Here is a 20,046-nt window from a genome sequence, read left to right on the forward strand (position 1 = left end):
AGCGTGCCCCCCAAGATCACGACCGAAGCCGGACGCGCCGCACTCGGTGCGGTCACCGACGGCACCGCGGGCCGCCCGGAGACGGCGACCGCGGTGCGATACCTGCTCCAGTTGCTCGCCGAGAAAGCTCCGGGGGCCACGGTGGAGGTGCGGGTGCCGCCGTTCGGTGCGACGCAGATCATCGAGGGTCCTCGTCACACGCGGGGCACTCCGCCGAACGTCGTCGAGATGGACGCGGCGACGTGGATCGATCTCGCGACGGGCAGGATCGGGTGGACGGATGCCGAGACCGGAGGTTCCCTGCGGGCCTCTGGCGTTCGCGCCGACTTCTCGCACCTGCTGCCGCTGAGGCCGTGAGCGAAGCATCCGGACCCACCCCGGGCCGGCCTGACCCGCTGCGCCCGCTCACCGCCGCGGCACGACCACGCCGATCCCGGTGACGGGGTGGGTCAGGATGTCGACGGCCTGGCCGTAGACCTCCCCGATCCGTTCCGCGGTCACGACCTCCGCGGGAGTCCCTGTGGCGACCACCCGGCCCCGGGAGAGCAGGGTGGCGCGATCCCCGTAGGCCAATGCGGCGTTCAGATCGTGCAGGACGAGCGCCACGGTCGCTCCCGCGTCCGCGCGCTCGCGGGCGATCCGCAGGACGTCCTCCTGATGGCGCAGGTCGAGGGCGGCCGTGGGCTCGTCCAGCAGCAGGATGCCGACATCCTGTGCCAGCACGCGCGCCAGAGCGACGCGCGCGCGCTCACCGCCCGAGAGCGAGCGCACGGCGCGGTGGCGCAGAGCGGACATGTCGGTCGCAGCGAGTGCCGCATCGACGAGGTCGTCGTCAGCGTCTTCTCGCGGTGTGCGCGCCCACGGAGCGCGCCCCATCCGCACTACCTGTTCGACGGTGAAGGCGAAGGCGACGTCGTTCTGCTGCAGGAGAACCGCCCGCTGTCGTGCCAGATCCTTGGCGGGAATCGCGCCGACGGGCCTTCCGTCGAGCTCGACCGATCCGGATGCGGGAACGATGTCCCCCGAAAGCACTCCGAACAGTGTCGACTTGCCGGCGCCATTGGGTCCGACGAGCGCGTGGACCTCTCCCGAGCGCAGTTCGAGGCCGGCGTCCTCCAGGATCGGCGAGACGGCGGCATCCGGCTGTACCGTGACGCTCCGCGCGACCAGTCGCGCACTCATGCCCACCCTCCGGCGCTCCGGCGCGCTCGCAGCAGCAGCCACAGGAAGAAGGGCCCCCCGATGAGCGAGGTGAGCATACCGATCGGCAGGTCGGCAAGCGGCACCGCGGTGCGGGCGACGAGGTCGGCGACTTCGATCAGCAGCGCACCGCCGAGTGCGCTCGTGATCACGAGCGGCAGGTGCGCGGGGCCGATCGCCATCCGCAGCAGATGGGGGATGACAAGACCCACGAACGCGATGATCCCGGCGAACGCGACGGCCGCGCACACCAGGAGGGCGACCGTGACGATCACGACGACCCGCAGCGCCTCCACACGCACTCCCAGGTGACGGGCCGTGCGCTCGCCCAGCGCGAAGAGGTCGAGCGAGCGCGCGACGGCGAGGGCGACGATCGAGCCGGCGATGACCAGCGGGGCGACCAGGGCGATGTTCTGCCAGAGGGCCCCGTTCAGGCTGCCGAGCTGCCAGAACACGATCTGTTCGCGGGTGGAGGTCGTGCCGACAAAGGTGAGAAGCGCCAGCCCGGCGCCCGCGATCGCGTTGATCGCGATGCCGGTCAGCAGCAGCGTCACGACCTCGGTGCGGCCCCCCGAGCGGCTGATGAGGTACACCGAGAACACGGCGATGAGACCGCCCGCGAACGCGAACAGGGGAGTCGTCCACGCGCCGAGCGTCACCAGACCGAAGGTGATGCTCGCGGCAGCCCCGACCGCAGCGCCGGACGAGACCCCGACGACGCTGGCATCTGCCAGGGGATTCCCGAAGATCGCTTGCATCAGGACGCCCGAGACCGCCAGCGCCCATCCGACCAGCAGGCCCAGCACGATGCGGGGCAGACGGATCTCGAGCACGACCCCCGCGGCGGGTGCGGCATCCGGGGCCCCGTCGCCCGCGATCCCGACCGCGCGGAGCAGGATGCCGACCACCTCGGCCGGTGACAGCGGGTACTGGCCGGAGCCGAGCGAGACGATCACTGTCGCGACAAGCGCGACGACCAGCAGCGCGGTCACGACCGCGAAGCGAGACGCGCGGAACCGGGCCGGCGTCGGAACGACGACCTCCTGGCTCACGGCACAGGCACCGGGGTGGCGCCCGCGGCGGCGCCGTCCGGGGCGTAGAGCGCCCGGGCGAGCGCCAGGATGATCTCGGGCGAGCGGGGACCGAACGAGAGGATCTGCGAATCGGCCATGTCGATGACGCGCCGGTGCTGACCGGCGGGTGTCTGCATGAGAGCGGGGATGCGCTCGAGCAGCCCGTCGACGCCGCCGACCGATTCCAGACCGAGGGTCATCATGACGATGACGTCCGGCTGCGCAGCGATCAGTGCCTCGGCGGTCATCGGCCTCATTCCCTGCCACCCGATCTCGCTTGCCACGTCGATGCCGCCGACCGCGTCGATGAGCGAGTCGGCCCCGGAGTCCGCGCCGAAGATGTAGTAGATGTTCGCGTTGCCGCGCACGTAGAGGAAGAGCATCCGCGCCTTCTCGTTCTCATCAGGCGGGGCGACCTGCCCGATCTGCTCGCGCGCGGCGTCGATCTCGCCATCCACCTGCCGAATGAGAGCGGCACCGCGGGTGGGGACTCCGAGGGCGGCGGCGATCTCGGCGACGAGGTCATCGGTGGTGTCCAGGCGTCGGTCGTCCGAAACGACGACGACGGCGATGCCGGCGTCTCGAAGCTGCTGCCGAACCTCCTTGGGGCCCAGGCTGGTGTCGGTGAGCACGACGGTCGGGGCGAGCTGGAGAATCGCTTCCGCATTGAGCGTGTGGCCGGCGTTGGTGACGACGGGAAGGTCCTCGGTGCCGGCGAGGTCGGTCGACGAGTCCCGGCCGACGACGTTGTCGCCCAGCCCCAAGGCGAAGACCGTGGCAGCGATGGTGCCCGAGATGTCGATAGGCAGGATGCGGCTCACATCCGTGATGGTCACCTCGGTGCCCTCCGCGTCGGTGACCGTCACCGGAAGCGCGGGCGCCGTCGTGTCGGCCACCGCGACGACCCCGTTCGAGGCCAGGCAGGCAGTCGACGGGCCCGTCGCCGCGCGCACGTCATCGACGAGCTCCAGCGCGGACAGTGCCGTGGCAGCATCCGGGCATGAGGGGTCGACCTGCGATCCGGGTGCTGCACTGCAGCCGGTCAGTGCGCCGGCGAGAACTCCGGCAGCCACCAGCGCGGTGAGTGCACGTCGTCGAAAGAGAATCATGTTAGGTGAGGCTTGCCTAAAAGTTGACGGGATGAGGCCTGTGCCCGTAGCGTCGGAGTGAAGTAGTAAGGAAACCCTAACCTTACTTACCGACCTCCTCAAACCGATGCCTGCAGCAGCTCCAGGCCGCTGCCCACCCGGAGAATCCTGTGACCGACCGTGTGATCGACCTCGCCCCGCCCCACCGCATCCGTGCCGCGCTCGCGGCACTGATCGCGCTCGCTCTCGTGCTTGCCGGAGCCGTGACCGCCTCGCCGGCGGTGGCGGACAGTGGTCCGCACATCTCCGTGAGCCCGTCGACGGACCTCGATCCCGAGGCGGCTCATACGCTCACCGTCACGGGTACCGGCTTTGTGGGAGACGGCGCTGCCCACGGCGTCTACGTCCTGTTCGGTGCGACCTCCGTCTGGTCGGGTGGCGGTCCGCTCGCGGGATCCGGCTGGATCGTCCAGACGTGGGTTGAGCCGTCGGCGATCACTGACGGAGCGTTCACGACCACGTTGTCCGTGCCGGCAGGGTCGCTCGCAACCGGTGTCGCGTATCACGTTGCGACATCCGCCGCTCATGCGCTCTCTGCTACCAACCGCACGATGGACACGTTCGCGGCGGTAACGGTCGCCGAGCCCGCACCGGAGCCGACGGAAACGCCTTCGACCGAGCCCACGGAGACGGCAAGTCCGGAGCCGACCGAGACCGCAACCCCGGACCCCACGGAGTCTGCGAGTCCGGAGCCGACCGAGACCGCATCTGCGACCCCTGTGCCAGCGGTCACGGTCTCGAAGACTGCAGAACTGAACCCGGAGGGTGACACGATCGTCGTGCGCGGATCGGGCTTCGTGCCCTCGCCGCCGGCGACGTCGGGGACCCGCCAGCCCCTGAGCGGTGTGTTCACCGGTGCGTACATCGTGGTCGGGGCCTTCCCCGATCAGTGGCGGCCCTCTGCTGGCGCGTCCTCCGCGGCCCGGATCCAGACGGTTGCAGCTCGCTGGGGGGTGCACGCCGACAGCGTCGCAGCGATCGGCGGACCCGCCCGCGGTGCCGCCGTGATCGCGGAGGACGGCACGTTCGAGGTGACGCTCGACGTCTCCGAGAACGAAGACTTCGAGGGGAACTGGGGCGTCTACACCTACGCGGGCGGCGGCGCCGTGTACGCGCCGTTCGAAACGTTCACGCCGATCTCATTCGAGCACCCCGCCATCGAGACGTCGGTCGTGTCGGCGGATGCTGAGGACGGCGCGGCGGTCGCGGTCGTCGGGTCTGGTTTCGGTGACGTGACCGGGGCGTACGCGGCGATCATCGAGAAGGGCACCGAATCCGAGGTGAACGCCGGCGGTGGCTACGTCGCGTTCGGCTACTGGATGACCCCGGGCGCGATCGTCGACGGGGCGTTCGAGAAGACGATCGTCGCGCCGACCGCGAAGCTCGACGCGACCACGCAGTACGAGGTGATCGTGTGGCAGGGACACACGATGCCGACTGCCGACACGATCTACGCTCGCGCCGACATCGCCTTCACGAACGCCCACTGGAACACCCTGTTCCCGCCCGCGCCCGCCATCGACGTGTTCCTTGCCGACGGTGTCACGCCCGTCGGTGACACCCCGGTCGCTCTCGGTGACACACTCATCGTCCGAGGAACCGGGTTCGACCCGCAGGCGAACGTCGGCGGTCGCGGAGCACCGATCCCCAACACCCTGCCGCAGGGCACCTACGTCGTGTTCGGGCATTTCGCTGAGCAGTGGCAGCCCTCCACAGGTGCAGCGAGCAGCCTGCGCAAGATCGGCTCCCAGAAGTGGGCGCTCGCGGAGTCCGTCTTGAACCAGGTTCCGTCGGACTATCAGAACCTCGTCCGGTCCCAGTGGGTCGACCTCGCTGACGACGGATCGTTCACCGCCGAGCTCTCGGTCACCGAACCGTCCGCGCTCGTGAACGACGGGCACTACGGTGTCTTCACCTACGCCGCCGGCGGTGTGACCAACTCCGCGCAGGAACTCGAGGTCCCGATCACGATCGCGGCCCCCGAACCCGTGCCGACTATCGAGACGTCGGTGGTGTCGGTGGATGCCGAAGACGGTGCGACAGTGTCGATCATCGGGTCTGGTTTCGGTGACGTCACCGGGGCGTACGCGGCGATCATCGAGAAGGGCACGGAGTCTCAGGTGACCGGCGAGGGCGGGTACGTCGAGTTCGGGTTCTGGATGACCCCGGGCGCGATCGTCGACGGCGCGTTCGAGAAGACGATCGTCGCGCCGACCGCGAAGCTCGACGCGACCACGCAGTACGAGGTGATCGTGTGGCAGGGACACACGATGCCCACTGCCGAGACGATCTACGCTCGCGCCGACATCGCCTTCACCGACGCAGACTGGCGCATCCTCTTCCCCGGTGGCGGGACGCCCACCCCGACGCCCACACCGACCACGCCCACACCGACTCCGCGTGAGCCGGTGGCGCCGGTGGCAGGGGGATCGATGTCGTGGGCCATCTCGCCCAGCTTCAACAGCTATGTCACGGGCACCATTGCGAAGGGGTCGATCTCGGTCGGCAACGGCGCAACCCGCTCGGGTGGGACCTTCTGGTTCGGCCAGGCTGAAGTGTCAACCTTCTCGCCGGCCACGGGAACCGGGACCGTGTCCTACGGGGGCTCGGTGCGGTACTTCGGGCACCAGGGCGCTCTGGATGTCACGATTGCGAACCCGCAGGTGCGGATCACCTCGCCGAGCTCCGCATCCCTCTATGTCACCAGCGGTGGCCGCCAGGTGCAGTTCGCGACGCTGGGCCTCGGTGCGGCGCAGCGGTCGGACGTGAACGGTGCTGTGACCTTCACGAACGCCCCGGCAACGCTCACCGCCGCCGGGATCTCGCAGGTGCTCGGCGGTTTCTCGACCACCCTCGCACCCGTGACGTTCACGATCGGTGTGCCGGCCGCCGCGCCGCTCGGCGCCACAGGCACGGTAGCTGCCGCGTCGGCGACCACGACCACCACGACCAACGGCATCCCGTCGGCGCCTCCCGCCACGAGTGGCATCGATCTGGATGAGCAGAGCCTGGCCGCCCTCCAGTCCGGCGGTGTCTTCACGATCGAGGCCGCGGGATTCGAGCCGAATGAAACCGACATCGCCCTCGTCGTGTATTCCACACCGACGGTGATCGCGACAGACCTCACCGCCGATGAGCAGGGCGTCGTGCGATGGACCGGCTCCCTGCCGGCGAGCCTCGCCGACGGCGAGCACACGCTCACGCTGCAGGGCTCGGTTGACCGCGGCGTCGTATTCACGCTTACCCGCGCTGCCGCGATCGGCACGTGCGCTGTCGACGGTGCGACGCTCTCGTGGGGCTTCAAGGAGTCGTTCCGCGTCTATGTCGAGGGGATCGCGGCTGGCGGCTGGGAGCTGACGGATGTCGAGTACGTCTACCCCGACTACGTGTGGGCCGACGGAACCGGATCGATCGATCCCGAGACGATGACGGGGCTCGTGACATACGGTGGCAGCATCCGCTTCACCGGGCACGACGGTGCTCTCGACACGACGCTGTCGAACGCGCGGCTTGAGTTGGCCGGGGAGACGGGGTATCTCGTCTTCGACGTTGCCGGGCAAACCCAGGGTGGCGCGTCGGTCGCCGAGCCGGGCGTGCGGTTTGCGGAGTTCACGGTGCCTTCGCTCGAGGTCGTGGACGGTGCGATCACGCTCGATGCGGTGCCGGCGACACTCACGGATGCCGGAGCCGCCGCCTTCGGCACGTATCCCCGTGGCGAAGAGCTCGACCCGATCTCGGCCATCATCCCGGTCACCGCGGACTGTCTCACCGGGGCCCCGGCCGCGGCCGACGAGCCTGTCGCGGCAGTCGAGGGGGCAGCAGAGGACGTGGCATCGACGAGCGACCCCGCGCCGGTGTGGCCATGGATCGCCGGAGGCGTCGGGCTACTCGCCGTGATCGTCGTGGCAGGCGTGCTGATCGGTCGCCGTGGCGGCGCGGCATCCGGAACGGGCGTCGACGACAACTGACGCGTGAGCGCGCTCGCACCCTCTCGCCGACGAGTCCCGCCGCGCGAGAGGGTGCGACAATGGTGGCATGTCCCCGACGAGTGACCAGCGCCTCGAGCAGGTGACGGTGCGGCGCAGTCCCAAGTACGCCGTGTTCCTGCTGCTGGGCGGCGCGGTCGGCATGATCGTCGCGATGATTCTGACGTTCGCGTTCGACGGCACGACGCAGGTGAGTCCGAACACCGGCCTCGTGTACTCGCAGATGCAGGTCTTCGGCTTCCTGCTGCTGATCTTCGTCTCGGCCGGAGTCGCTCTCGGGGGCGCGGTCGCACTCATCCTGGACCGGGTCTACGCGCGCCGCGCTCGCACCCTCCGGGTAGACCACGAACGCATCATCACGAGCGACTGATCGGCACAGGGTGAGGGGCAGTCCAATGGCAGTCCGACACGCGTCGTCCTCACCCGATGAACACGAACACGTCATCGACATCCAGGTGCAGGCGGTGCATGTTCGCCGGTCACCCCGCTACGGGCGGATTCTGGGCGCCGGCATCGTCGCGGGGGTACTGATTGCGGCAGCGCTCACCGTCGTCGGCAGTACCTCGGGTCGGGGTGTCGCCTCATCCGGTGAGGCGGGGATCGTGTGGGCCTTCGGTCTGAACGCGATGGTGTGCGTGGCGATCTGCCTGCTCGTCAGCGCGGGGATCATCCTGACGGTCGAACGGCGGAACCTGCGTCGCATCCGTGCCGCGCGCGCTGCGCAGGAGGTCACCTTCGTCGACGACCTCTCCCGACCCATGACCGATCAGCTCCCGCCCTGGATGCGCGACGAGAGCTGAGGACGCGCCGGTAGGCTGTTCGGGTGGAGTCCCACAATCCCTATGCTGCCGCGGGCGTCGACACCGAAGCCGGCGACCTCGCCGTCGAACTCATGAAGGCGGCCGTTCGTCGCACGCAGGGTCCCGAGGTCCTCGGCGGAGTCGGTGGCTTCGCAGGCCTGTTCGACGCCTCTACGCTCCGGGCCTACCGGCGGCCGTTGCTCGCGACGAGCACAGACGGGGTGGGAACGAAGGTCGCGATCGCCCAGGCGATCGACAAACACGACACGATCGGCCAGGACCTTGTCGGCATGGTGGTCGATGACATCGTCGTCGTCGGTGCGCGGCCGCTCTTCATGACCGATTACATCGCCTGCGGAAAGGTCGTCCCCGAGCGCATCGCCGACATCGTGGCGGGTATCGCGCGCGGCTGCGAAGAGACCGGAACCGCCCTCGTCGGCGGCGAGACCGCCGAACACCCGGGCCTGCTCGGTGTCGATGACTACGACGTCGCGGGAGCAGCCACCGGTGTCGTCGAAGCGGATGCCGTGCTCGGCGCCGATCGCGTCGAGTCCGGGGACGTCGTCCTGGCGCTCGCGTCGAGCGGACTCCACGCCAACGGCTACTCGCTCGTGCGCCACATCGTCTCGGCATCCGGGCTGTCGTACTCCGACGCCGCGGCCGAGTTCGGCGGCGCGTCCTGGGGTGAGGTCCTTCTCGAGCCCACCCGCCTGTACACCGCCCCGCTGCTGCGCCTGATCGCGCAGTCCGGAGGCGGGGTCCATTCCCTCAGCCACGTGACCGGCGGGGGGATCGCGGCGAACCTCGCCCGCGTGCTCCCGGCAGGCACGTGGGTCGATGTCGACCGCGCGACGTGGACTCCGCCCGCAGTCTTCCAGGTCCTCGCAAGCCGCGGCGGCATCGCCCTCGCGGACACCGAGGGGACGTGGAACCTCGGCGTCGGCTTCATCGCCGTCGTGGCGGCGGATCAGGCGGAGGACGCGGTATCCGCGCTGAGGGCCGAGGGGATCGCGTCGTGGCAGATCGGTGTCGTCTCGGACGGGCCGCGGCCGAGCGGGACATACGTCGAGGGCGCGAAGGGTGTCGACGGCGGTGCCGTGCGCTTGGTCGGATCGTTCGCCGAAGGAGCTCAGTAACCACCCATGTGCGGAATCGTCGGCATGGTCGGGCGTGGCCCGGTCAACCAGGAGATCTACGACGCGCTTCTGCTGCTGCAGCACCGCGGGCAGGACTCGACCGGAATCGCCACCGCAGAACCGAGCGGGGTCTTCCACATCACCAAGGCGCGCGGTCAGGTCCGCGAGGCGTTTCGCACGCGCGACATGCGGTCACTGCTGGGCACGATCGGGCTCGGGCACGTCCGTTACGCGACCAAGGGAACGGCCTCCAGTGAGGAAGAGGCGCAGCCGTTCTACGTCAACGCGCCGTACGGCATCGTGCTGGTGCACAACGGAAACCTCACGAACACCCGCGAACTCACCGACGAGCTCTTCCACAAGGACCGTCGGCACCTGAACACGAGCTCTGACACCGAACTGCTGGTCAACGTCCTCGCCGGAGAGCTGCAGGCGACGGTCTCGGGACTCGACCTCGAGCCCGCCGAGATCTTCGAAGCGGTATCCCGGGTCCACGCCCGCGTGGAGGGCTCCTACGCGGCCATCGCCCTCATCGCCGGCCACGGCCTGCTCGCCTTCCGGGACCCGTTCGGCATCCGTCCCTTGATCCTCGGCACGCGGAAAGCTCCCGACGGATCGTACGAGTGGGTGGTCTCCTCCGAGTCGCTCGTGCTCGAGAACGGCGAATTCGAGGTCGTCCGTGATGTCATGCCCGGGGAGGCGGTCTTCGTCGATCTCGACGGCCACCTGCACACCAAGCAGTGCGCGGATGACCCACGGCTCGTTCCCTGCTCGTTCGAGTACGTGTACCTCGCGCGTCCGGACTCGATCATGAACGGGATCTCGGTGTACGAGGCGCGGCTGCGCATGGGCGACCGCCTTGCCGACACGATCGCCAAGTACACGCCGGAGGGGGCGATCGACGTCGTCATGCCCATCCCCGACTCGTCCCGGCCCGCCGCGATGCAGGTCGCGCGAAAGCTCGGCATCGAGTATCGCGAGGGCTTCTACAAGAACCGCTATGTCGGCCGGACCTTCATCATGCCGGGGCAGTCAGCCCGCAAGCGCAGCGTGCGGCAGAAGCTCAACGCGATGTCCAGCGAGTTCAAGGGCAAGAACGTGCTCTTGATCGATGATTCGATCGTGCGCGGGACGACGTCGAAGCAGATCATCCAGATGGCTCGGGATGCCGGCGCCGCGTCGGTCACGTTCGCGTCGGCGGCTCCGCCCGTGCGTTACCCACACGTCTACGGGATCAACATGCCGACGCGGCACGAGCTGGTCGCGCACGGTCGCTCGATTCCCGAGATCGCGGAAGAACTCGGAGCCGACTACGTCGTGTACCAGGAGGTGGAAGATCTGAAGGCCGCGATCCTCGAGGGGTCGGACGTCGACGACCTCGACATGAGCTGCTTTGACGGTCGCTACGTCACGGGCACGGTGACGGAGGAGTATCTCGACTGGGTCGAGAGCAGCCAGGAGTCCTGAGCGGGGTCGGCGAAGAGACGAGTCGCTCTCAGGCTGTCTCGTCGAGTTCGTCGTCTTCGTCGTCGAACTGGTCGGCCCACTTGTCGACGTACAGGTCGTCGTCGGACTGATGACCCAGTTCCTTCTCGAGCGCCGCGTAGTTGACGCTCGGGCTGTACGACTTGAGTTCGCGGGCGATCTTGGTGTGTTTCGCCTTTTGACGGCCACGCCCCATGCGAGACCCCCTCATTTCTGACCCGCGGGCTAAAGCGCGGGTCTCCGCACTCCGCAGCCCGTGCATTCACGAATCCGGTCTTTCGCCGGGAAGAGTAGCATTCAGAATATCACGGAGCCCTCGAGGGACCCGCGGCTGCGCGCCCCTCGGCTCCGCATGTCGAGGAGGGAATGCAGATGGCGGATGAACGGCCGGAGCTCAGGACCGCGCCCCTGGAGGTAGAGGCGGTCCGCGGGGCCGTGATCGTCGGGGTGGTGCCCGACCAGCATCCGCGGGTCGTGAAGGAAGCCGCGAAGTTCGCCGCCATCATGAAGGCTCCCCTTGTCGTGGCACACGTCGACGTCACGCGCTTCGTCACGTACGAGGATCCGGATGGCTACGTGCACTCGGCGCCCATCGACGTCAACATCGCTCCCGGTGAGACCGACCTCGATCTGGTGCGCGCGTCAGTCGCGCACGCGCTGGAGGGTATGGACGTCGACTGGCGCATCCATCAGCTCGTCGGTGACCCCGCTCTGGCGCTCAAGCACCTCGCGGACCAGATCGACGCGCGCCTGCTCGTGGTCGGCACCCGCAAACGCGGGATCGGCGAGTCGATTCGCGAGTTCTTCACCGGATCGGTGGCTGCGCGGCTGGCACATCGCCAGGCGCGCCCGATTCTCGTGGTTCCTCTGGGCGAGCCGGCACCCGACGACGAGGAGCTCTGGCCCGTCAGCTGATCCCTGTCCGCTGACATCGGTGACGCCACCCGGCTGGACGGGGCCGGTTTGTCAGCCGCGGAGGGAACGGGTGATGGCGCGGGCGACCTCGTCGAGACCGGCCGTCAACTCATCGACGACGGATGCCGTGAGCGTTCCGCCCTTGGCGACGTGCGTGCGCAGGTCTGCGCGGACGTGGGCGCGGAACTCCGTCACCGCTACCTCGGCGCGGTGCAGCTGCTCGCGTGAGAGCGAGCGCAGATCATCGGTGACGTCGCGGACCTGCTCGTTCCGGCTCTCGCGCTCGGCGCGGCTCGCGGCGGCCAAGTCCGCGCGCAGGCTCTTCATCGCCTCGCGCACCGACCCCCGCACTTCGTCCGCAATGAGTCGCACGGAATCGGCGAGTCCCGCCTCGATGCTCTCGAGGTCTCCGGAACGGGAGGCCACCTCGGCCCGGCCGGCATCCGTGATCTCATAGATCGTCTTGCGCCCGTCGACCGTCTTGGTCACCAGGCCCTCCTCCTCGAGCTTGGCAAGCCGCGGGTAGACGGTGCCGGCGCTCGGGGTGTACGTCCCGCCTGTGCGGTCCGAAAGGGCCTGCATGATGTCGTAGCCGTGCCGCGGCCCCTCATCGAGCAGATACAGCAGGTACAGGCGCAGGTCGCCGTGCGAGAAGACGGGTGCCATCACAACTCCTCTCCGTCGCTGGATGTGCCGGCCGACGCCGCGGTGGGGGAGCGGCGCAGCACCGTCAGACCTCCCGCGACCGAGTTCGTGCGGACGTCGACGAACGAGCCGCTGAGCTCACCGGTCGATCCCGTGTAATTGGTGACCCCGCTGCCCGAGCGGGTGACGCCATCGATCTGGACACGGCCGCTCACGCTGCGCACGACGAAGTTGGCGGGAAGCCCCTCATCCAGCCGGATGGTCGCTCCGCCGCTGACGGTGTTGAGACTGATCGCGTGGGCGTTGCCGGTCGTGTCGACCAGCATGTCGCCCGAGACGGTATCGATCGTCGCCTTGCGGATGCTGCCGGTTGCCGCGACGTCTCCCGAGACGCTGTTGGCCGACAGCGTGCCCGTGAGATTGCGGATCTGCACGTCCCCCGACACGGCGTTGACGGTGAGATCGCCGGTGAGACCGTCGACGATGATGTCGCCGGAGACGGTGTTCAGGCGCGCACCGGACTCGAGTCCCGAGACGAGGGCGCTGGCATTCACGACGCCCAGCGTGAGCGCGACAGATCGTGGCACCGCGACGCTGACCTCCGCCTTCGGTCCCCCCGAGCCGAAGTTGCGGAAGGCCTCGAGGAAGTTGTCCCAGCGCAACTGGGGGTGGTCGATCTCGAGTGCATCGCCGGTCGCTTCGATCCGAAGGTCCTTGACGGTGACGCCGTGGACCTCGATGCGCACCCCGGGTTCGTCGTGCGCGATGACATCGACCTGACCGCCGACGAGTCCGATCTTGAGGGTACGCACGTCGTCGACATCGATGACGCGCGTCTCTCCCGGGTGGATGAGCCACTTCTCGAGGGTCATGGTCTTGCTCCGTTCTCAGGGCCTGCGAGACGCGATATAACGCGAATACACGATAACGCGCTATATCGCGTTTGGCAAGTATCATCGACGACCGGGTTGACATTGACGCAACGTCAACTTCTAGCGTGGGACACATGACGGAATGGAGCATCCACGAGGTCGCGCGACGATCGGGAACAACGACCCGCGCGTTGCGGCATTACGACGCCATCGGCATCCTGCGCCCGACGCGCACGGGAGCGAACGGCTATCGCTACTACGGCGCGGAGGCGCTCGTGCGACTGCAGAGAATCCTGCTGCTGCGAGACCTCGGGCTCGGTTTGAGTGACATCGCCGAGGTCCTCGAAGCGCAGCAGGACCCCGTGGCCGCATTGCGCGCCCACATCGGGTGGCTCCGTTCGGAGCAGGACCGACTCGCCCGGCAGATCGCCGCTGTCGAGTCCACGATCACATCATGGGAAGGAGGTGAATTGACGATGACCGATGACATGTTCGACGGTTTCGACCACACCGTCCACAAGGAGGAGGTCGAGCAGCGCTGGGGCGCGGCCGCGTACGCGCGCTCGGACGAGTGGTGGCGCGGGCTCGATCCCGATCAGCGGAACGCGTGGAAGGGCGAGTCCGCCGCGCTCGCGGCCGACTGGGCCGCGGCCGCCCACGCCGGCGTCTCGCCGAGTTCGGCTGACGCGCACGCGCTTGCCGAGCGCCACGTGGCGTGGCTCCGAGCCATCCCCGGAACCCCGGCGCACGACGGGGGCGAGGCGCTCAAGCCCTACGTGCTCGGGATTGCGCAGATGTACGCATCCGATCCGAGGTTCGCGGCGAACTACGCCACGCCGGCGGGTGGAACCGCTGGTGCCGAGTTCGTGCGCGACGCGCTCACGATCTATGCCGAATCGACGCTCTGAGCACAAGAACGGATGCCGTGCCCTCCCCCGAGGTACGCGGCATCCGTTCTTCGTGCGGTCAGCTTCGGCTGCCGCTGATGACCCTGAAGAGGAACGCGATGAGCGCAATCACGCCGACGATGAGAGCGACCCACAGCAGCCAGTTCAACGCGGTGTTGAGGCCGCCGACGATTGCCAGGATGACGGCGATGATGATGATGATCAGCAGTGCGATGTTCATGTCGGCACCTTTCGTTGGATGTCTGCGAGCACACGCGACGGGACGCCACGCATGACCGCCACGCCGCGACGATCGCACCCGGGTGAGCGCCCGGGCAACGGGCTTGTTTCCGGGTGCTGAACCCGCTATGGACGAACGCGGACGGGGTGGCCCGGCCCGGCGCTAGCCTGGGGCGGTGGCGATCAGACCGACGTTTTCCTGGGCGCACCTCGGGCTCGTGTTCGCGGGCGGCGCGGTCGGCTCGGCCGCGCGCCTTGCCATCCTTCTCATCGAAGACCCCTCGACGCAGTGGCTCTCGATCCCTCTGATCAACGTCGTGGGCTCCTTCCTGCTCGCAATCGTGACGGGCTGGGCGGAGCGCGTCGCCGACCCCGCCCGTGCCGCCCGACTGCGCACGTTCTGGGGAGTGGGTGCCATGGGCGGGTTCACCACGTACTCCAGCTTCGCGGTGCTCGTTCTGGATCCGACCCTGCTGCCGCTCGCGGCGGCGACCGTGCTCGCCGGTCTCGCGGCAGCTGTCGCGGGGTTGTGGATCACTCGCCCCCGGTCGACGCATCCCTCGGGACACCCCGCATGACCCCGCTGCTGTTTGCACTCGGTGTGCTCGCCGGCGGGGGTGGCGCAGCACTGCGCTACAGCGCCGACGTGGTCATCTCCCGCTGGCTGGAGCCACCGTGGGGAGTGCTCATCGTGAACGTCATCGGGTCCTTCGCTCTCGGCATCCTGACCGGGTCTGCGGCCGGGCCCGGCCTGCAGCTGGTGATCGGAGGGGGGCTGCTCGGCGGGTTCACGACCTTCAGTGCGGTGTCGGTGACGTCGGTTCTGCTGGCCGAGGAAAAGCGCACCCGGATGTCGATCATGAACGCGCTCGGGACGTTCGTGCTCGCGCTCGGCGCGGCGGCGGCCGGCGTCGCGCTCGGCGGCGCACTCCCCGCACTCGCTTCCTGATCCGTTCTTTCGGGATATCCCCCGGAATCACCGTGCGAAGATGGGGACGATACACCCGCGTATCGTCGCGTCCCGACCGCACCGAGCACAGCAAAGGCCACCGTGTCGAAACTCGCCGTCCTGAGCCTCAAGAACCGCGCCCTCATCGCGCTGGTCACGATCGTCGCCGCGCTGTTCGGCAGCCTCGCGCTGACCAGCCTGAAGCAGGAGCTGATCCCCTCGATCGAGTTCCCGGCCCTCATCGTGGTCTCGACCTACCCCGGGGCATCGCCCGAGGTCGTCGCGAACGACGTGTCCACGCCGATCGAGACCGCGATCCAGGCCGTGCCGGGGCTGGAGTCGACGACAGCGACCAGCACGACGAACGCGTCCATCGTGCAGGCGTCGTTCGCCTATGGCACCGACCTCGGCACCGCCGAGCAGAAGATCACACAGGCGATAAACCGCATCAAGAGCCAGCTGCCCGAGAATGTCGAGCCCAACGTCCTGTCGGCGAGCATCGACGACTTCCCGGTCATTCAGATCGCTGTGACCGGGTTCGAGGACGAGCAGACCATCCAGGCGACCCTCGAGTCCACCGCGATCCCCGACATCGAAGACCTCGACGGCGTCAACGCCGCGCAGATCGTCGGAGGCACCGGCCAACGCATCACGATCACCCCCGATCAGGCGGCCCTGGCTGCGGCGGGCTACTCGCAGCAGGCGATCCGCGACGCCCTTGACCAGAACGGCGTGCTCTTCCCGGGCGGAGAGATCACCGAGAACGAGCAGACCCTGACCGTCCAGACGGGATCGAAGATCACGTCCGTCGACGCGGTCGCCGCGCTCCCGCTCGTGCCCACGGATGCCGAGCAGTTCCAGGCGGGAACCGTGACGATCGCGGACGTCGCCACCGTGGAGCAGGGGCAGGACCCCGTGACGACGATCTCCCGTGTGAACGGCGAACCGGCCGTCACGATCGCGATCACCAAGCTCCCGGCGGCCAACACGGTCGAGGTCTCGCACGCTGTGCTCGACATCCTTCCCGACCTCGAGGAGAAGCTCGACGGCGTCACCCTCACCGTGGTGTTCGACCAGGCGCCCTACATCGAGCAGTCGATCGAGACCCTCGCCGTCGAGGGTGGATTCGGGCTGCTCTTCGCCGTCCTCGTCATCCTGCTCTTCCTGCTCTCGGTGCGGGCAACGCTCGTGACGGCGATCTCGATCCCGACGAGCGTGCTCATCACGTTCATCGGGCTGCAGGCGTTCGGGTACTCGCTCAACATCCTCACGCTCGGCGCGATCACGATCTCGATCGGGCGCGTCGTGGACGACTCGATCGTCGTGATCGAGAACATCCGGCGCCACTACGTCGGCACGGCCGACAAGATGACCTCGATCGTGCGCGCCGTCAAGGAAGTCGGCGCTGCCATCACGTCGTCGACCATCACGACGGTCGCGGTGTTCCTGCCGATCGCCTTCGTGGGCGATGTGACCGGAGAGTTGTTCCGTCCCTTCGCACTCACGGTGACGATCGCCCTGCTGGCGTCGCTCCTGGTGGCCCTCACGATCGTGCCGGTGCTCGCCTACTGGTTCCTCAAGCCCGGCAAGCCGCTGCGGGATGCCACCGGCGCCGAGATCGATCCGGAGGATCCCGCAGCGCCGCTGGACCGCCTGCAGCGCGGCTACACCCCGATTCTGCGGTGGACGTTGCGTCACTCGTGGGTCACGTTGGGCCTTGCCGCGCTGGTGCTCGTGGGCACCGTTGCCGCAGCGCCCTTCATGAAGACCAACTTCCTCGGGGATTCGGGCCAGAACACGTTCACCATGACGCAGGATATCGGCGCAGCGCCGAGCCTGGAGGCGGAATCGGCTGCCGCCGAGCCCGTCGAGAACGCACTGATCGGGATCGAAGGAATCGAGACCGTGCAGGTGTCGATCGGCTCCAGTGGCAATGCGCTGCGGGATGCGTTCACCGGCGGCGGCAGCGGGATCACGTACTCGATCACGACGCAGGAAGGCGTCGACCAGGTTGCGCTGCGCGAAGAGGTGCAGCGCACCGTCGACGCGCTCCCCGACGTCGGCGAGATCACCGTCTCCGGAGGCAACGGCGGATTCGGCTCGACCGATATCGAGGTCGATGTCACGGCGCCCGACGCATCGACGCTGCAGGAGGCGACGGATGCCGTCGTCGCCAGCCTCCGCGACCTGGATGACGTCAGCCAGGTCACGAGCAATCTGTCGGCATCCCTGCCCTTCATCTCGGTGCAGGTCGACCGCGACAAGGCCGCATCGCTCGGGCTGTCGGAGGTCGCCGTCGGCGCCCTCGTGTCGAGCACGATGCAGCCCCAGAGCATCGGCAGCGTCGAAGTCGATGACACGTCGCTGACCGTCTACCTCGCGGCGACCGACCCGCCCGCCACGATCCAGGAGCTGCGCGAACTGCAGGTCTTCACGGCGCAGGGACCTGTCCCGCTGTCGGATGTCGCCGTTGTCGAGGAAGCTCAGGGGCCGACCTCGATCACGACGGAGCGTGGAACGCGAACCGCGACCGTGACGGTCACTCCGTCGACCGACAATCTGACGCAGGCGACGGCCTCTGTCACGAACGCGATCGATGAGGCAGACCTGCCGTCGGCGGCCCGTGCGAGCCTGGGCGGCGTCGCCACGGATCAGGAAGAGGCCTTCACCCAGTTGGGTCTGGCGTTGCTGGCGGCGATCCTGATCGTCTACGTCGTGATGGTGGCCACCTTCAAGTCGCTGCGCCAGCCGTTGCTGCTGCTGATCTCGGTGCCCTTCGCCGCCACCGGCGCGATCCTGCTCCAGGTCGTCACCGGCATCCCGCTCGGTGTCGCATCGCTGATCGGTGTGCTCATGCTCATCGGCATCGTCGTGACCAACGCGATCGTGCTCGTGGACCTGGTCAACCAGTACCGCGAGAAGGGACTGAGCGCGCACGACGCGACGATCGCGGGCGGCACACGGCGACTTCGCCCGATCCTCATGACGGCCCTTGCGACGATCCTCGCGCTCACGCCCATGGGCCTCGGCATCACCGGCAGCGGCGGCTTCATCTCGCAACCGCTTGCGATCGTCGTGATCGGCGGCCTGATCTCGTCGACGGTGCTCACACTGCTCGTGCTGCCTACGCTCTACAACCTCGTGGAGGGTGCGAAGGAGCGTCGTCAGGCCAAGCGCGCCGCGCGGTCGGGGCAGACGGATGCCGAAGGCGCGCTGGTGCTCGCCGGTGTCGGTGTCGCGACAGCGGGGGCCACTGCGGGAGGCGGCACTGTCGCCGGTGGCGCCGACGAGGTGCCGCTGACGCGCCGCGAACTCCGTGAGCGGGAGGCAGCTGTTCGTACCGGCCAGATCCCGGTGCAGTCCTCAACCGACGACGCTGAGAGCGTCGAGCGGGACGGTTCGGAGCCGCAGGCCGGTGACGTCGCCGAACCGGACGCCCGGGAGCTGGCCGAATCGGCAAGCCCGGAGTCGACCGAGGCCGAGACCCCGGAGTCCGAGGGTTCCGAGATCGGAGAACCCGCAGACGCCGCATCCGGTGCGGACTCCGCGGAGCAGGCCGAGCGCGCGGAGATCGAGCCCGGTGAGATCGAGCCCGGCGAGACTGAGCATGCCGAGACTGTGCGTGGTGAGGCCGGGCATGCCGAGATCGAGCCCGGTGAGACCGAGCCTGGCGAGATCGAGCGCGCGGACATCGAGCCCGGTGAGACCCCGGACGGCGGCACCGCTCCGGACGAGACCGGAAGCGACGGGTCCGACGCGCAGGATGAGACCGGCCGTCAGCCCGAGTAGGAGATACCCCAGCTGACGGTCCAGGTCTCGCCGGGTGCAAGCCAGCGCAGACCGCGGCCGGAGTTGAGGGCGTCCGGCACGGCGCTCATGGGCTCGATCGCGACAGCGAGTTCGCGGTTCGGATACCGGTCCGTTGTGTACACCTGGACGTAGTCGAGGTCCTTGCCCTGCCAGATGGTCACGGTTCGGCCGTCGGGCGCGCGCAGGCGGTGGCGCAGGATCCCGTCCGCGTCGCGGGCGATGTCGGTGTAGCAGGTGTTCAGCGACACGTCACCGAGGCGGGCGCCGGAGCGCAGGTCGGATGCCGCGTCGACAGGCACCTCGTCGACGGGGATCAGCGCCTCGTCCAGCACGAGCATCTTGGCCCCCGGCGAGGTCAGCACGAGGTCGGCTGTGGGCACGTCCCCGATCGTGAAGTAGGGGTGGGTGCCGAGGGCGGCGGGAGCCGCATCCGTGCCGACGTTCTCGATCGTGTGGGTCACCTCGATGCCGTCGGAGGTCAGGGCGTACGTGACCGTCGTGTCGAGCTGGAACGGGTAGCCGCTCTGCGGGAACACCGTCGCAGCGAGCGTCAGTCGGTCCTCACCGCGCTGCGCAACCGCGTAGGGCATGAACCGCAGGAGGCCGTGCGAGGCGCCACCGACCGAGGGGTCGGTGATCCACAGCTGGTAGGTGGTGCCGCCGTGGCTCCACCTGCCGTCCCGGACGCGGTTGGGCCACGGGACGAGCACGGTTCCGGATGCCGCGGGCGCCGGCATTCCCTGCGGGTACGGCGCGATGAGGTCGATCCCATCGACAGTGAGACCGCGGATGGTCGCCCCGACCTGCGTGAGGTGGGCGGTGACCCGGCCATCCGCGCTCGCGAGGTGGAACTGCTCTCCGGTGGGATCGTGACGGATGTCTGGCATGGGTCCTCCTGGG

Annotated in this window: 19 protein-coding genes; 11 read left to right on the forward strand and 8 right to left on the reverse strand. The window is 68.5% G+C overall.

The window, feature by feature from the left end; genetic code table 11:
- Positions 1 to 3 precede the first annotated feature (3 nt).
- Positions 4 to 357, forward strand: a complete 354-nt coding sequence (locus ACSGC5_RS09600; RefSeq protein WP_434970406.1) for a sterol carrier family protein — start codon at positions 4 to 6, stop codon at positions 355 to 357.
- A gap of 48 nt (positions 358 to 405) precedes the next feature.
- Here ACSGC5_RS09600 and ACSGC5_RS09605 read toward each other — a convergent pair whose 3' ends face one another.
- From ACSGC5_RS09605 to ACSGC5_RS09615, 3 genes are read right to left on the reverse strand one after another with little or no spacing between them, the layout of a single operon-like run.
- Entirely contained in the window at positions 406 to 1,182 is a 777-nt protein-coding gene (locus ACSGC5_RS09605; protein ID WP_434970407.1) for a heme ABC transporter ATP-binding protein, read from the reverse strand.
- Positions 1,179 to 2,252 (reverse strand): FecCD family ABC transporter permease, encoded by a 1,074-nt coding sequence (locus tag ACSGC5_RS09610; RefSeq protein ID WP_434970408.1) that lies wholly within the window; start codon positions 2,250 to 2,252, stop codon positions 1,179 to 1,181. Before ACSGC5_RS09610 ends, ACSGC5_RS09605 begins: the two co-directional genes overlap by 4 nt.
- A complete protein-coding gene (locus ACSGC5_RS09615; RefSeq protein WP_434970409.1) occupies positions 2,249 to 3,382 on the reverse strand; it encodes a heme/hemin ABC transporter substrate-binding protein in 1,134 nt (377 codons plus the stop codon). The genes ACSGC5_RS09610 and ACSGC5_RS09615 overlap by 4 nt, the downstream gene beginning before the upstream one ends.
- Before the next feature lie 149 nt (positions 3,383 to 3,531).
- Here ACSGC5_RS09615 and ACSGC5_RS09620 point away from each other — a divergent pair, with 149 nt between their 5' ends.
- The 5 genes from ACSGC5_RS09620 to purF all read left to right on the forward strand — a co-directional run bounded on the left by ACSGC5_RS09620 (position 3,532) and on the right by purF (position 10,810).
- The gene (locus tag ACSGC5_RS09620) at positions 3,532 to 7,389 is read left to right on the forward strand and encodes an HtaA domain-containing protein (protein WP_434970410.1); all 3,858 of its coding nucleotides are present in this window, start codon (positions 3,532 to 3,534) and stop codon (positions 7,387 to 7,389) included.
- 67 nt (positions 7,390 to 7,456) lie between these two features.
- Positions 7,457 to 7,777: a potassium transporter Trk gene (locus ACSGC5_RS09625; protein ID WP_434970411.1), complete on the forward strand. Its 321-nt coding sequence runs from the start codon at positions 7,457 to 7,459 to the stop codon at positions 7,775 to 7,777.
- A gap of 25 nt (positions 7,778 to 7,802) precedes the next feature.
- Positions 7,803 to 8,207, forward strand: a complete 405-nt coding sequence (locus ACSGC5_RS09630) for a hypothetical protein (RefSeq protein ID WP_434970412.1) — start codon at positions 7,803 to 7,805, stop codon at positions 8,205 to 8,207.
- Positions 8,208 to 8,230: 23 nt separating this feature from the next.
- Positions 8,231 to 9,343: a phosphoribosylformylglycinamidine cyclo-ligase gene (gene purM / locus ACSGC5_RS09635; RefSeq protein WP_434970413.1), complete on the forward strand. Its 1,113-nt coding sequence runs from the start codon at positions 8,231 to 8,233 to the stop codon at positions 9,341 to 9,343.
- A 6-nt stretch (positions 9,344 to 9,349) separates the two neighbouring features.
- The gene (gene purF / locus ACSGC5_RS09640) at positions 9,350 to 10,810 is read left to right on the forward strand and encodes an amidophosphoribosyltransferase (RefSeq protein ID WP_434970414.1); all 1,461 of its coding nucleotides are present in this window, start codon (positions 9,350 to 9,352) and stop codon (positions 10,808 to 10,810) included.
- 28 nt (positions 10,811 to 10,838) lie between these two features.
- On the opposite strand, the gene ACSGC5_RS09645 is transcribed toward purF, so the two are convergent.
- Positions 10,839 to 11,024 carry a DUF3073 domain-containing protein gene (locus ACSGC5_RS09645; RefSeq protein WP_434970415.1) on the reverse strand — a complete coding sequence of 62 codons (186 nt, stop codon included), beginning with the start codon at positions 11,022 to 11,024 and terminating at the stop codon, positions 10,839 to 10,841.
- 176 nt (positions 11,025 to 11,200) lie between these two features.
- Here ACSGC5_RS09645 and ACSGC5_RS09650 point away from each other — a divergent pair, with 176 nt between their 5' ends.
- Positions 11,201 to 11,743, forward strand: a complete 543-nt coding sequence (locus tag ACSGC5_RS09650) for a universal stress protein (protein ID WP_434970416.1) — start codon at positions 11,201 to 11,203, stop codon at positions 11,741 to 11,743.
- A gap of 51 nt (positions 11,744 to 11,794) precedes the next feature.
- Here ACSGC5_RS09650 and ACSGC5_RS09655 read toward each other — a convergent pair whose 3' ends face one another.
- Both ACSGC5_RS09655 and ACSGC5_RS09660 read right to left on the reverse strand, forming a co-directional pair.
- Entirely contained in the window at positions 11,795 to 12,409 is a 615-nt protein-coding gene (locus ACSGC5_RS09655) for a PadR family transcriptional regulator (protein ID WP_434970417.1), read from the reverse strand.
- Positions 12,409 to 13,260 carry a DUF4097 family beta strand repeat-containing protein gene (locus tag ACSGC5_RS09660; protein WP_434970418.1) on the reverse strand — a complete coding sequence of 284 codons (852 nt, stop codon included), beginning with the start codon at positions 13,258 to 13,260 and terminating at the stop codon, positions 12,409 to 12,411. Before ACSGC5_RS09660 ends, ACSGC5_RS09655 begins: the two co-directional genes overlap by 1 nt.
- Positions 13,261 to 13,394: 134 nt before the next feature.
- On the opposite strand from ACSGC5_RS09660, the gene ACSGC5_RS09665 reads away from it, so the two are divergent.
- Positions 13,395 to 14,168, forward strand: a complete 774-nt coding sequence (locus ACSGC5_RS09665) for a MerR family transcriptional regulator (RefSeq protein WP_434970419.1) — start codon at positions 13,395 to 13,397, stop codon at positions 14,166 to 14,168.
- Positions 14,169 to 14,226: 58 nt separating this feature from the next.
- Here the strand turns inward: ACSGC5_RS09665 and ACSGC5_RS09670 are convergent, their stop codons facing one another.
- Positions 14,227 to 14,388, reverse strand: coding sequence for a hypothetical protein (locus ACSGC5_RS09670; protein ID WP_434970420.1), 162 nt, complete (start codon positions 14,386 to 14,388; stop codon positions 14,227 to 14,229).
- A 175-nt stretch (positions 14,389 to 14,563) separates the two neighbouring features.
- Here ACSGC5_RS09670 and ACSGC5_RS09675 point away from each other — a divergent pair, with 175 nt between their 5' ends.
- From ACSGC5_RS09675 to ACSGC5_RS09685, 3 genes are all read left to right on the forward strand, one after another.
- Positions 14,564 to 14,965, forward strand: a complete 402-nt coding sequence (locus tag ACSGC5_RS09675; protein WP_434970421.1) for a fluoride efflux transporter FluC — start codon at positions 14,564 to 14,566, stop codon at positions 14,963 to 14,965.
- Positions 14,962 to 15,336 (forward strand): fluoride efflux transporter FluC, encoded by a 375-nt coding sequence (locus ACSGC5_RS09680; protein ID WP_434970422.1) that lies wholly within the window; start codon positions 14,962 to 14,964, stop codon positions 15,334 to 15,336. The genes ACSGC5_RS09675 and ACSGC5_RS09680 overlap by 4 nt, the downstream gene beginning before the upstream one ends.
- 102 nt (positions 15,337 to 15,438) lie before the next feature.
- Positions 15,439 to 19,125, forward strand: coding sequence for an efflux RND transporter permease subunit (locus ACSGC5_RS09685; protein WP_434970423.1), 3,687 nt, complete (start codon positions 15,439 to 15,441; stop codon positions 19,123 to 19,125).
- Here the strand turns inward: ACSGC5_RS09685 and ACSGC5_RS09690 are convergent.
- Complete coding sequence (locus ACSGC5_RS09690) at positions 19,113 to 20,033, reverse strand: aldose 1-epimerase family protein (RefSeq protein WP_434970424.1); 921 nt, start codon at positions 20,031 to 20,033, stop codon at positions 19,113 to 19,115. The two genes, ACSGC5_RS09685 and ACSGC5_RS09690, sit on opposite strands and share 13 nt — an antisense overlap.
- Between the last annotated feature and the right edge of the window lie 13 nt (positions 20,034 to 20,046).

This window comes from Microbacterium sp. bgisy207 (assembly GCF_965345035.1).
In the GTDB taxonomy this organism is placed as follows: Bacteria; Actinomycetota; Actinomycetes; order Actinomycetales; family Microbacteriaceae; genus Microbacterium.